This window comes from Maritalea sp. YIW29, from assembly GCF_057219265.1.
In genome coordinates this window covers 1341433-1355227 of the sequence record NZ_JBXVVF010000001.1, presented here as the reverse complement: position 1 = coordinate 1355227, position 13795 = coordinate 1341433, and the positions used below count along the sequence as shown (strand labels likewise).

The 13795-nt window shown below is 49.5% G+C and carries 10 protein-coding genes; 7 read left to right on the top strand and 3 right to left on the bottom strand.

Features of this window, described 5'->3' with window-relative positions; all coding sequences use genetic code 11:
• Positions 1-38 precede the first annotated feature (38 nt).
• Positions 39-989 carry a crotonase/enoyl-CoA hydratase family protein gene (locus AC2D8L_RS06565; RefSeq protein ID WP_484684637.1) on the top strand — a complete coding sequence of 317 codons (951 nt, stop codon included), beginning with the start codon at positions 39-41 and terminating at the stop codon, positions 987-989.
• Here the strand turns inward: AC2D8L_RS06565 and AC2D8L_RS06560 are convergent.
• Positions 986-3301 (bottom strand): putative bifunctional diguanylate cyclase/phosphodiesterase, encoded by a 2316-nt coding sequence (locus AC2D8L_RS06560; RefSeq protein ID WP_484684636.1) that lies wholly within the window; start codon positions 3299-3301, stop codon positions 986-988. The two genes, AC2D8L_RS06565 and AC2D8L_RS06560, sit on opposite strands and share 4 nt — an antisense overlap.
• A gap of 306 nt (positions 3302-3607) precedes the next feature.
• On the opposite strand from AC2D8L_RS06560, the gene AC2D8L_RS06555 reads away from it, so the two are divergent.
• Positions 3608-4888 (top strand): Ppx/GppA phosphatase family protein, encoded by a 1281-nt coding sequence (locus AC2D8L_RS06555; RefSeq protein ID WP_484684635.1) that lies wholly within the window; start codon positions 3608-3610, stop codon positions 4886-4888.
• Entirely contained in the window at positions 4888-5730 is an 843-nt protein-coding gene (locus AC2D8L_RS06550) for an RlmE family RNA methyltransferase (protein WP_484684634.1), read from the top strand. Before AC2D8L_RS06555 ends, AC2D8L_RS06550 begins: the two co-directional genes overlap by 1 nt.
• A 14-nt stretch (positions 5731-5744) precedes the next feature.
• Here AC2D8L_RS06550 and AC2D8L_RS06545 read toward each other — a convergent pair whose 3' ends face one another.
• Entirely contained in the window at positions 5745-7124 is a 1380-nt protein-coding gene (locus AC2D8L_RS06545) for a DHA2 family efflux MFS transporter permease subunit (protein ID WP_484684633.1), read from the bottom strand.
• Positions 7125-7328: 204 nt separating this feature from the next.
• On the opposite strand from AC2D8L_RS06545, the gene guaB reads away from it, so the two are divergent.
• From guaB to AC2D8L_RS06525, 4 genes are all read left to right on the top strand, one after another.
• Positions 7329-8831, top strand: a complete 1503-nt coding sequence (gene guaB / locus AC2D8L_RS06540; RefSeq protein ID WP_484684632.1) for an IMP dehydrogenase — start codon at positions 7329-7331, stop codon at positions 8829-8831.
• A 5-nt stretch (positions 8832-8836) separates the two neighbouring features.
• Entirely contained in the window at positions 8837-9262 is a 426-nt protein-coding gene (locus AC2D8L_RS06535; RefSeq protein WP_484684631.1) for an MAPEG family protein, read from the top strand.
• Positions 9263-9269: 7 nt separating this feature from the next.
• Positions 9270-10568: an RsmB/NOP family class I SAM-dependent RNA methyltransferase gene (locus tag AC2D8L_RS06530; RefSeq protein ID WP_484684630.1), complete on the top strand. Its 1299-nt coding sequence runs from the start codon at positions 9270-9272 to the stop codon at positions 10566-10568.
• A gap of 81 nt (positions 10569-10649) precedes the next feature.
• A complete protein-coding gene (locus AC2D8L_RS06525) occupies positions 10650-12044 on the top strand; it encodes an HD-GYP domain-containing protein (RefSeq protein WP_484684629.1) in 1395 nt (464 codons plus the stop codon).
• Positions 12045-12097: 53 nt separating this feature from the next.
• Here the strand turns inward: AC2D8L_RS06525 and AC2D8L_RS06520 are convergent, their stop codons facing one another.
• Positions 12098-13564, bottom strand: coding sequence for a DEAD/DEAH box helicase (locus tag AC2D8L_RS06520; RefSeq protein WP_484684628.1), 1467 nt, complete (start codon positions 13562-13564; stop codon positions 12098-12100).
• Between the last annotated feature and the right edge of the window lie 231 nt (positions 13565-13795).

Here is a 13795-nt window from a genome sequence, read left to right as displayed (position 1 = left end):
TTAGTTTAACGATATTTTAGTAATTTTGAAGTGCGCAAATGACCAAAAACCTAGCAATACGAAATCAATCATCAGCCCAAGAAGAATTTGCTTACAAAGTTCTTCCCAATTCCGACCTGCCATTTAACCGGCGAGAGAGCAAGGATCGGTTCTGGCCGAACCTTGGTCAAATCGTGAGTAATTTCGACATCTCAAACGCCACGGTCTGGTCGTATATGCGATTTGATGGACGGCCAGCATTCAATCCTGGATTGTTGGACGACTTCCATCGAATGCACAGAAACATCTCCTCTTTTAAGCAGGAGATGCAGGAACATTTTAAGTTTCTTGTTCTTGGGTCCAGAGACCCGGATTTCTTCTGCCTTGGAGGTGATTTAGATCACTTCTCTGGTTGCATCGCACGAAAGGACCGACAGGGCCTTTTTGAATACGGGCTTTCAAGTGTTCAAATCCTTTATCAAACTTGGAAAACGACCCGCCAAGGTATCATCACCATCGGCCTTGTTCAGGGCGATGCACTTGGTGGCGGCTTTGAGTCGATATTGTCGTTTGATCTAATCTGCGCTGAAAAGGGGGCCAAATTTGGTTTCCCGGAGCATTTGTTTGGCCTCTTCCCGGGAATGGGCGGCATAACGCTATTGGGACGAAAACTTGGGTTCGCAAAAGCGGAGCAATTGGTGAGAACTGGCAAAACAATGGATGCGGAGGAACTTTATGACCTTGGTGTCGTTCACATACTTTCAGAACCGGGGGAGGGACATAAAGACATCAAGAAGTTCATCGCCAGAACAGTTAATCGACAGGCCGCAGCTTGTGCTTACCACCTCGCAGCAAAACGAGCCAATCCACTCTCTTTCAATGAGCTAGAGGATATTGTGACACTCTGGGTAGACGCGGCAATGCAGATCACGCAAAAGGAATTGAAAATCATGCAGCGGTTGGTGAACGCGCAGTCCAACAAATCGATTCCAGCCAAGTCAGCCAGTTAGCCGGCTTCGCTTACATCCTGCGCTTCTGCGGTAAGGAGTTTTGCCGCGGCTTCTGAGTCCATCGGACGGCCGGTGAAGTAGCCCTGGATATGAGTTACGCCAACTGACCTAAGGAAATCCAGTTGTTCTTGGGTTTCAACACATTCGGCGACAACAGTTATGCCGAGCGCCTTGCCGATTTCAGCAACGGCAGTGGCGACAGCCGCTGAGCTTGGATTCGTTTCTAAATCGCGAATAAAGCTGCCATCAATCTTGATCTTGTTGAAGGAAAATCTCTGCAATTGGCTCAGTGAAGAATAGCCCGTACCAAAATCATCCAAGGAGATTTTGATGCCTAGGTCTTTTAACTGGTTTAGTTGCTTGAGGCTTTTCTCCATATCCTCAATGAACGCTGTTTCCGTAATCTCAAGTTCTACCAATTCTGGTGGGAACTTATAGCGCTTCAACTGAGAATTCAGATATTGTGCAAAGCGTGAATCTTGGAATTGAACTGCAGAGAAGTTTATTGAGATCTGCGTACGCACGGGCCATTGCGAGGCTGTTTTAATGGCTTCTTTGGTGACCCATCTTCCGATTTCAATTATTTGGCCCGTTTCTTCAGCAGCCGGAATAAATTTGGCTGGAATAATTTTGCCGTTGGTTGGGTGTGTCCATCTGATCAAGCTTTCAAAGCTGGCAATCGATTTATCGTGTGCATTGACGATAGGCTGGAAGGCCAACTTGAAATGTCTCTTTTCAAGCGCTTGTTTGATGTCCAATTCCAGTGCACGCATCTGCTGCATGCGATGATCCATTTGCGGCTCGAAATAGGCAAGTTTGTTGCGGCCAGCCTTCTTTGCGGCATAAAGGGCCATGTCTGCACGCTTAAGCAAAAGATCGGCATCTTTGCCATCCTTAGGCGCAATTACTATGCCCACAGACGCACCAATTTGAATGAAATGCGAATTGACGTTGAAAGGTTGATGCAGCGCATCAACGATTTGTTGTGCGAGATCGCGCGGCGTGCGAGCATGTGGGGCCAACGATTGGATGACCAAAAACTCATCCCCCGCCATGCGGGCAACTTCGCCTTCGTCAAGACAGACGTCGCAAATTCGATCAGCAACTTGTTTCAGAAGCATATCACCAATTGGGTGACCCAGTGTATCATTCACACTTTTAAAGTGGTCCAAATCGATATAGTGGACAGCCAGCTCAGACGCTTCGTCCATATCCTTGAGCTTGTCGACAAACAATTCATGCATTGAAACGCGGTTTTTCAGTCCGGTGAGTTGATCGACCCAAGCCAAGTTGCGAATTCGTGCTTCCGCTTTTTCGCGTTCTGTTACATCCGCGAAAACGATCACGATATTGTCGTTTTCCATCCGTCTGGTCGATGCCGCAACATAACGACCATTGCTCAATTTTGCGGTTTCCCGATATCCATCTGTGCCACTTTCAGATGAAGTGGATTGATCTACAATTTTCGAGTGATCATCTAGATGGAATGCTGACAATATTTCTTCCATTGAGGTGCCGATTTTAAACAGGCTCGGCTCGATATCGATGATGTCGGCGACCTTCGTGTTCCAAACGATCAATTGGTGATTTTGGTCGAACATGCACAAACCATGCGACATGTTGGTCAGCGCTGCATCAAATCGATTGGCTTGCTCTTCGAATGACTTGGCGAGAACCTCAACACGTTGCTTGTTCTCCAATGCGTCAATCACGGTCTTACGCATTGCAATGGTGATGTCGCTGATGCCTAATGTGAACAAAATCAAACCAGCCCAACCAAAGTTGTTCACCATCTGCGAATGTTGGGTTTGTACGATCAGCCCGATCCACAATGGGATGGTCGTTAGGTATAGCTGCGATAGCGCAAGGAAGGGACGTCCCGCATTTCGGGCCGCAATACTGGTGCCATATCCTGCGCATGTAATGGCTAAGATGATGTGGATTTCAGTACTCGCCACGCGAAGAAGGGCGAAAAACGTCAGCAATCCCAGGCACAATGAGAATAGGTTCGCGCCGGTCATAAACGCAAATTCCCATTTTTTGGCTTCATCTTCACCTATTTTGCGCCCACGACGCAAATAGATGAGGCCGATCATCAATCGGTAGACAGCAATGATCGCTAATGACGTACCAAATACGCCAACAAGCCAATCTTCGGTATAAACATAAATGAAAATCGCAATTGAAACACCGATAATTACACCGGTCACAAATGACGTGAACGGGTGAAAAAGCCCATCCACAAGGTGCGCGCGGATGTCGGCAGAAAGCTGACGCTCCGATCGAATAGTGTCTAAAAGTCTACCAAACATCTTAAAACCTACTTTATATTCTGATCTGAATATACCGGACAATTATATACTTGTAGTTAAAACCTTTAATTATGATTTAGATATGCAACTTTGTGGCATTTGATGTTTCATGTTTATAATCAATTAGTTCTTCGGCTTTGCGGAATCTAGTCGGTATGGCTGTTCTCTATCGCATTTATGACGTTGATGTCTCATCACCAATTGCGCATTGCTCAACTTTGAATTAACATCTGTCCCAACATGTAAACAAAAGCCCACTCGGCGCGCCGTATTTATCGGCAAGCGACGGAGGGCATGGAGCATATAGTGGTCGACGATGTTCGGCCCGTTGTTGACGAGCAACGTCAGGGACCTAAGTCGCCACAAAACCGTCAGCACACTGATGCTGATGGGGCAAAGGCGCCAAAACATCCCTCGAACGCGAAGTCAGCCGAGAAAAAACGGGCACGTAAAAGCAACAATAGGCCCCATGGTGGCCGCAAGCCAAACAGTGGGAATCGCTTCACTGGCAACAGAAATGGCCTATATGGCGCTCTGGACCTAGGCACAAACAATTGTCGACTTCTTCTGGCACGGCCGACAGCGTCCGGCTTTAAAGTTGTAGATGGATTTTCAAGAATTGTTCGTTTGGGTGAAGGGCTTTCCCAGTCTGGACGACTGTCTGAAGATGCTATGGACCGCACGATCGATGCGCTCCGCGCTTGCAAGACAAAAATTGAGAATCAACACGTAACCAATGTTCGCCTAATCGCCACTGAAGCTTGTCGCTCAGCTGAAAATGCTGAAGGCTTTCTTTCTCGCATTGAAACTGAAGTTGGCATTTCGCTTGAAGTCGTTGACCGGCAAACTGAAGCGCAACTTGCGGTTACTGGCTGTGCAGATCTTGTCGAACCCGGCGTTGCGGGTGCGATTATTTTTGATATCGGTGGTGGTTCGTCTGAACTGGCTTGGCTCGATTTTCGTGGCGGGCGCCCCAAAAGTCCGGGCAAAATGGCAGCATCCATCCGGTCTTGGCAATCTTTGCCCGTTGGTGTCGTTTCAATTGCTGAAAAGTTTGACGGTATAAATGTCACGCCTGAGAGTTTTGAGGAAATGGTTGCCTATGTTGCGACCCATCTTAAAAAATTCAAAGGGCGAGACAAACTTAAGCGGACGCTGGAAGAACATCCAATGCACTTGGTCGGCACGTCCGGCACCGTCACAACACTGGCAGGGCTGCATTTGGGCCTTGAGCGCTATGATCGCTCAAAAGTAGATGGATTGTGGATGCGCTCCGAACAGATTGCCGATACGATGCGTGTTTTGATCAATATGGATTATGAAAAGCGCAGATCGAATGCCTGTATAGGTCGCGAACGCGCTGATCTGGTTTTACCCGGCTGCGCAATTTTTGAAGCCATCCGCCGCGAATGGCCATGCGATCGTGTGCGCGTTGCTGATAGAGGTTTGCGTGAAGGTATTTTGATTTCGCTCATGTCGCAAGACAGGGTATGGTCGCGTCCACCGAGCAGTGGGCAGCGCCGCCGTAAAAAAGCAAAAGTGAATGTCGATCCGAAGCGCGAAAGTACAAACAAAGGGACTCTCTAATGAAAGAGAAAGTCAAAGTTAAAGGCACCAAGCGATTAGGCACAAAAGCTGGTGGTGTCAAAAAAGCAAAATTAAACGCTAGGGCGCTGAAGCGGAACACGCAGCAACGCAAAGAGGCGCGTGAGGCGGAAGAGGCCAAGCCAAGCAAAACCAAAAAGCGCAATACCGATGCGCGTGGATTGAACGCCCGCGTGAAAACGGCTAAGGGCCGGACAACATCGTCCACCAATTGGCTCAAGCGACAGCTCAACGATCCTTATGTGCGCAAAGCAAGGCATGAAGGGCGCCGTTCGCGTGCCGCCTACAAGCTCATTGAACTAGATGAAAAACATAACCTGCTGCGCCCCGGCATGCGTGTCGTTGATCTTGGGTGCGCGCCAGGCGGCTGGTGTGAAGTTTGCACAGAAGTGCTGGGCATAGATCAAGAAGACCCCAAAGTTGTCGGTATCGACTATCTAGAGATGGGTGAATTGCCCGGCGTTATCTTTTTGCAAAAAGACTTCAACGATGACGACGCGCCTGATGCATTAATCAGCGCGTTAAGGGGCAACAAAGTCGATCTGGTCCTGTCTGACATGGCGGCACCGACGACAGGGCACCGTCCTACAGATCACATTCGCATCATGGCATTGGTGGAAATTGCTGCAGACTTCGCAATTAAAATTCTCAATCCTGATGGCGTGTTCGTCGCTAAGGTTTTCCAAGGTGGCACCGAGCATGAATTGCTCCGCGAACTCAAAAAGCACTTCAAGACGACCTTGCACGCCAAACCCCCAGCGTCCCGACAAGATTCGGCTGAAACTTACCTGATTGCCAAAGGGTTTAAGGGCAAAGACGAATAAGCTATCCGAGCGTCTTACTTATTATGCCCTGAAACCTCGTCACCAACTTGTTTTGACAAACCTACCAGCGGGACTAAAGACAGGAAGGTGAGGGACGCCAATATCAGGAATGCTGTTTGGATTTCGGCAACGCCCACTTCCACGCCACGGAAGAACGCAAGGCCCTCGAGCAACAGCGCGGCGAATGCAACACCGAACGCAAACGCTAACTGTATCGACACAGAGCTGATCACGGTCGCAGAGCCAGCCAGTTCATTTGGCGTTTGAGTGAATGTCAGCGTGTTCAAAGATGTAAAATACATCGAGCGGAAAAATCCCATAAACAGCAAGATTGACATGATGATCCAAATAGGGGTCTGTGCGGTGAAAAAGCCGTGGGTGACTGATAGGACGCCAGAAACGCCAACACCAGCCATCAACAATGTACGAAAGCCAAATGTCCCGAGTGCGGGCTTGAGGAAGAACTTCATCAAAATTGCGCCACCCGCGCCGATGAAAGTAATCATGCCTGATTCAAACGGCGAGTAGCCAAATCCGATTTGAAGCATGAGCGGGAAGAGAAACGGTGTGCCGCCAATCGAAATGCGAAAAACAAAACCTGCAATTGTTGCCGTTCGAAAGATAGGCTCGTCAAACACTTTGAGATCCAAAACAGGATTGTCGACGCGCCGTGCGTGAACAATATAGAGCAAACCGCATATTAGTCCGGCAACAGCTACCGACGCGCCAAAAATTGGCGGCAACGCGGGCAGGCTGACGACTGATAGGCCAAAAATTAGCCCCGAGAAACAACTCCCGGTCAATAAGAACCCAATCCAATCCAATTTGCGTGACTCGCGATGTCCGGTTCCGCCCAGGTATTTGCTGGCTAAAATAATGCCGATAACTCCAATAGGGATATTGATGTAAAAAATCCAATGCCATGAGAAATAGGTGGTCAAGAATCCTCCAACCGGCGGCCCTGCGAGTGGGCCGAACAGGGCAGGCATTGTCAGCCATGCCCAGGCGTTAATTAGATCTTTTTTGGGTGTATTCCGAATGAGGATAAGCCGCGCCAGTGGCGTCATCATTGAGCCGCCGATACCCTGTAGGAACCGAGCCAGCACAAATGTAAACAGCGAGTCGGCAAACGCACAGGCGATCGAACCGAGCATGAAGACAACAATAGCTCCACGAAACACATTTCGAGCGCCGTATCGGTCTGCCATCCAGCCGCTTATGGGGATGAATACGGCCAATGCAACAAGATATGCCGCCAATGCCAATTTGAGTGAAATTGGCTCAGATCCAATGTCCGCCGCAATAGCAGGCAGTGACGTGGCGATCACGGTAGAATCCATCATTTCCATAAACAATGCCACCGCCAAAATTAGCGGTGTGATGCGATTTGACATAAATACCTAAAGACTCAGTGGTTGGACCAACATAGTCGCACGACAATCCTTTGGACGCAAATGTCATAAAAATTTGTTTTATCCACCACTATGCAAATGATTAATGTCATGGTAATCACCCTCGCCAACCAGTGAATGGTGGCGCAACACCCACCAGTCTCGACGCATTCCTATCATTCGTGTTTTAGACGGAGGGTCACGCCCATGGCAAAAATCATTTCTACAGCAACCGGTGATACCGCACTTACGTTCGACGACGTATTGTTGCAGCCAGCTGAATCAAGCGTCATGCCAGCTGATGTTGACCTGAAAGCAAGGGTCACAAAAGACATCGAGCTGAACTTGCCCATTCTTTCATCGGCAATGGACACAGTCACCGAATCCAAAATGGCGATTGCACTGGCGCAGGCCGGCGGCCTTGGTGTTATTCACCGCAATTTGACCCCAGAAGAGCAAGCCGAGCAGGTAAAGCAAGTAAAGCACTTTGAAAGCGGCATGGTCGTTAACCCGATCACAATCGGACCAGAAGCGACATTGTCCGATGCATTTGGCGTGATGGAAAGCCGAAATATTTCGGGCATCCCAGTTGTTGAAGGTGGCGGCACTGGCGGCCGGAATTCGGGCAAATTGGTCGGCATTTTGACCAACCGCGATGTTCGATTTGCTAAAAACCCTAATCAGCCCGTATCCGAATTGATGACGAAAGAGAATTTGATCACCGTTCGCGACGCGGCGACCCAAGATGAAGCCAAGCATTTGCTCCACGCAAATCGCATTGAGAAACTCTTGGTGGTGGATGACGCCTACAATTGTGTTGGCCTGATCACCGTTAAAGACATCGAAAAAGCCCAACTGCACCCTAATGCGATTAAAGACAGCAAAGGACGTTTGCGCTGTGCGGCTGCTTCGACCGTTGGCGACAAGGGCTATGACCGCTGCTTGCAGCTTATCGACGCTGAAGTCGATCTGTTGGTCATCGACACGGCCCACGGCCACAATGTCGAAGTGGCGAAAATTGTGACGCGCCTCAAAAAAGAAAATTCAAGTGTCCGTATCGTCGCCGGAAACGTGGCAACGGCCGCGGCAACACGTGCGTTGATCGACGCAGGCGCTGATGCAGTTAAAGTGGGCATTGGACCAGGCTCGATTTGCACGACGCGAATTATCGCAGGTGTAGGCGTTCCCCAACTAGCAGCCGTTATGGGATGTGCGGAAGAAGCCGCGAAATCTGACATTCCAATCATCGCTGATGGCGGAATCAAATTCTCAGGCGATTTGGCTAAAGCATTGGCCGGTGGCGCAAATTGCGCGATGGTCGGCTCACTTCTGGCCGGAACAGACGAAAGTCCTGGCGAAGTATACCTATATCAAGGGCGATCATATAAGTCCTATCGTGGCATGGGCTCAGTGGGCGCAATGGCGCGAGGTTCTGCTGATCGGTACTTCCAACAGGATGTTAGCGATTCGATGAAATTGGTGCCAGAGGGCATCGAAGGCCAAGTGCCGTATAAAGGCGCCGCGGGCGCGATATTGCACCAATTGGCAGGCGGCTTACGTGCATCAATGGGCTATACGGGCGCGGCCAACCTGAAAGATTTTGCGGCCAATGCTGAGTTCGTGAAAATCTCCGGCGCAGCGCTAAGCGAAAGCCACGTGCATGATGTTTCCATCACCCGCGAAAGCCCTAACTATCGCGGTGGACGTTAATTCAAATGGTTTTCGCGGAAAAACTGTTGCTGTTGGCGGTGTTCGCCCAAGTGTTTTTGACCTTCTTGGTTCTCATCATACTGGGGCATCGCCGACTGCCATTGGTTTTCTCGCGGGAGATCGAAATTGGCGACATTGCAGTTGAAAGCAAAGCATGGCCATTGTCGGCGAAATTAGCGTCGAACAATCTTGCCAACCAATTCCAATTGCCCGTCATGTTTTACGCCTTGTCGGCCATTAGCTTGGCCACCAACCAAACAAACCTATGGTCGGCGATTCTTGGAGTGCTTTTTGTTATTTCTCGATATATACATACCGCAATCCACATCACGACGAACCGGGTATATCGCCGTTTCATCGTGTATGTGATTGGCATGGCTATCCTCGCGACAATGTGGGCTGGCTTTGCCATTCAAACTCTAATTTTGTGAGGCGCAAATGCGTTTACCTGGTCGGCTGAATGCCGCTATTGAAGTTTTAGCGGATATCGAAAAACGCAAACGCCCGGTCGGCGATGCGCTAAAAGACTGGGGCCTTGCTCACCGTTTTGCCGGTTCTGGTGACAGAGCCGCCATTGGCAACATTGTTTATGATGCATTGCGCAAAAAGCTCTCGCACGCCCATGTCGCACGTTCTGAAAGCGCTCGCAGCCTAGCCTTTGCTACTTTGGTCCGCGATTGGGGCGAAGTGCCTCAAGAATTGAACGCAAGTTTTGAGGGCGATAAGTTCGCACCTGAAGCTTTATCGGCAAAAGAAATTGATACCCTTTTGCGCGATGATCCATTGGTGGATGCGCCTGAGCATGTGCAAGCCAACATTCCGGAATGGACGCAAAACTCCTTTGAAAGCAACTTTGCAGAAGATTGGATTGCAGAAGGGCAGGCGCTGGCACAACGCCCTCCGCTCGACATTAGGGTCAATCACTTGAAGTCGACGCAAGAGAAGGTCCTTAAAGCGCTCAAGCACACCAATGCCGCCGCGACCGACATCGCAACCAATGGCATTCGAATTGCGGCCGGCACGCGAGATTCGCGCACGCCAAATGTACAAGTTGAAGAAGCCTTCAAAAAAGGCCGGTACGAAATTCAAGACGAGGGCAGTCAGATTGTCTCTGAGCTGATTTTTGCACGTCCGGGTGAAAAGGTGCTTGATCTATGCGCTGGCGCTGGGGGTAAAACCCTTGCTATGGGCGCGATGATGGAAAGCAAAGGCCAATTGTTTGCCTATGACAGTGACAAGTCTCGGTTGGCGCCGATTTGGGATCGTATTAAACGTTCAGGTTTGCACAATATTCAGGTGCGTCAGCCCCACCATGACAATCCACTCACTGATTTGATTGGCAATATGGACCGGGTTGTTCTGGATGCACCTTGCACCGGATCTGGCACATGGCGTCGTCGCCCAGATGCAAAGTGGCGACTAACGAAGCAGCTTTTGGAGCAACGCCTGCAAGAGCAAGAAGAAGTGCTCTCTCAGTCAGTGCCTTTTGTGAAAGTTGGCGGGTTCCTCGTTTACATCACCTGTTCGATCTTCCCAGAGGAGAACGAGGGGCAAATCTATGCGTTTATGGAAGAGAACCCGAACTTTGAATTGCTGTCAGCTGGCGAAGTCTGGCAAGACCTTTATGGTTTTGATAAACCAATGCCATGGTCCAGCGACCTGAAGTCGGTCACATTGACCCCAGCATCAACAAATACAGACGGTTTTTTCTTTTCCGTGCTTCAACGTACGGCTTAGAGATAAGACCCGAGAATGTTTAGGCATTTTTAATCGGCAGCGGCGAATATGTGGGCATACTGACAACATATTGGTGCCCATATGTCCGCTGCGTCCCAGCCGATCCAAAATAATCAAGTTCGACTAGCAGAATTAATTGCGGCGCTCAGCGAAGCGCTCGATTTGACAGATGGCCAGCCCAAGGGCCATTCAGCGCGCGCGTGCTGGGTGGGGATGTCCATCGGCAAATTCCTAAATTTGCGCCACGAGGAACTATCTGATCTCTACTATGCGATTTTGCTCAAAGACCTTGGTTGCTCAAGCAACGCATCACGTCTTTGCGCGCACTATGTGGCAGAAGATATTTCTTTCAAACGCGAGCTGCGCAAAATTGACGGTAGTTTGCCCCAAGTTTTAGGGTTTGCCGTCAAACATGTGGGCATTCAATCTAACTTCGCCGACAAATTCAAAACAATCGTCAATGTGCTGCGCACAGGGCGAAAAATCCCACAAGAATTGGTCGAAACAAGATGCCAGCGTGGCGCTGATATCGCGCGTCAAATGCGGTTTTCCGAACCCGTTGCACTGGCTATTCGAAGCCTTGATGAACATTGGGATGGGAGTGGGTTGCCTGCAGGTTTGTCAGGGAAAGAAATTCCCTTATTTTCTCAAATTGCCCTTTTGAGTCAGGTGGTTGATGTTTTCTTCGCTGCAGAAGGAAAGGTGGGTGCAATCAAAACAATAAAGTCCAGACGCGGCAAATGGTTCGACCCTAATCTGGTGAAGGCGTTTTTGACCATCTCAAAAGACGATGATTTTTGGCAAACACTGGCTGATCCAAACACACCCGGCCATGTATATCAGCAAGAACCAACCCAAAATCAGCGCATTGCGGACGAAGACTATCTTGATGATGTCGCGCAAGGCTTCGCAAAGGTAGTTGATAGTAAAAGCCCATACACCGCCGGCCACTCAGATCGCGTGATGGTTTTCACCGACCTTATTGCTGAGGAAATGGGATTATCAGCTGACCACAGGCGTACCTTACGACGAGCTGCGCTATTGCATGATATTGGCAAACTTGGTGTCAGCAACGCGATTTTAGACAAACCAGATCGGCTAAATGATGCGGAATTTGCAGCGGTGAAAAGACATCCAGTCTACTCGCGTCAAATTCTATCAAAGGTCAAAGCATTCAGTGGCTTTGTTCACGTCGCTGGCGGTCACCATGAGCGGTTGGACGGCAAAGGCTATCCTGATGGCCTTAAGGGTGATGAAATCGACCTAGAGACCCGCATTGTCACAGTTGCGGATATTTTTGATGCCTTGACGGCAGATCGTCCCTATCGCTTGGCGATGCCAGTTGAAAAGGCATTGGCTATTTTGGACGACATGGTGGGCAGCGCGATTGATGGAAAATGCTTTGAGGCGCTCAAACGCGCCGTCGCCAAATTTGACGAACTGCCAAAATCCTCAGACGAGTTGATGGCCGGATAAAAAAAGGGCCGAACTAATGTTCGACCCTTTTAAAAATCTAGTCTGCGCTGCGCTTAAGCAACTTTTGGTCCGCGTGACCGGTTTCCACCGCCTGCGCCACCATTGCCACCGCTGCCACCGCGACGTTTGCCATTAGGTGGACCGCTGCGCTTTTGACCATCACGTTTTGGCTTGCTGCCAAATGGCTTATCGCCGCGCTTGCCGTCAGCCCGTGCACCGCCTTCACGACGCCCCTCAGAAGTAGCGCCACCGCGTGAACGGTTGCCACCACCACCTTTACGATGATTGCCTTCGCCACCACGTGGACGGCGGTTGCCACCACCGCCGCCACCGCGACGGAATGAACGTTTTTGGCCAGATGAACGAGGCAAGTCCAATTCAACCGGCTCTCCATTCGTATCGAACGCTGAGATTGGGGTGCCAATAGTGCGTTGAATGTCGCCCAACAGACCCAATTCTTCGGTAGATACAAGCGAAATCGCAATGCCTGATGCGCCAGCACGTGCAGTCCGGCCAATGCGGTGTACATATGCTTCTGGCACTTCTGGAAGGTCATAATTTACAACCAAGCCAACACCGGGAACGTCGATGCCGCGCGCCGCAATATCAGTCGCAACCAAAACGCGTGTTTTGCCTTTGCGGAAATCTTGCAAGGCACGTTCGCGCTGATTGTGAGACTTATTACCGTGAATGGCAGCAGCTCGAATGTTGGATACACCCAAGCGTTTTGTTACTTTATCAGCACCATGCTTTGTGCGGGTAAAGACGATGATTTGCTCGCCTTCATATTCCAACAAAAGATCGCTGATGGACTCCATCTTGGCTTTTTGGCCGATCGCGATAACTTTTTGCTCAATCCGGTCCGCTGTTTTAGTTTCAGGAATTACTGAAATTTCAAGCGGGTTGGTCAAGTGGTTGTTTGTCAGCTTGCGAATCTCTTTTGGCATCGTCGCTGAGAACAACATTGTCTGACGTTCGTCAGGCAACAATTCCAAAATAGACCGGATCGCTGGCAAAAAGCCAATATCAAGCATTTGGTCAGCTTCGTCGAGCACAACTGTTTCGACTTCACTCAGGTCGATGAATTTTTGATCGATCATATCGATCAAGCGACCCGGTGTACCCACCAAAATATCAACGCCATGCTGAAGCGCATGTTTTTGCTTGTGGTAAGAAACGCCACCAACAATAATTGTTGAACGCAAAGGCACACGTGTTGTGAAGCGCTTTACTGTGTCGTGAATTTGAGCAGCCAATTCGCGGGTTGGCGAAATGATCAAAGCGCGTATTTTACGCTTTTTAGTTGCTGGAATATCTTCCGCAAGCCGAGCAATTGTCGGCAATGTAAAGGCCGCAGTTTTACCCGTACCCGTTTGCGCTAAGCCAACAATATCGCGGCCTTCAAGGGCGGCGGGAATGGCTTTAGACTGAATAGGAGTTGGCTCAGAATAATCTAAATTAGCCAAGCATGTTAGGATCGGCTGGCTAAGACCGAACGATTCAAATGTCAAAGGAGGCATCTTTCCAATTTTGACGCCTACTACATTGCATTTGATCGTCATTGACCAGTTTTGCAAAACAACTAATTCGTTGCTAGTCGGCGCTGTAGCCAACAAATGGCTACTTTTAAGTTGGCGCTTTATTGTCGAATGTCGCCGGTCAAGTCAAGAAGTAAAAACGCATGGCTGCATTGCGTAGCATTATCCTTGATGTCTTGACGCGCGCACAAAGTTCGGTATTCTCATATATGG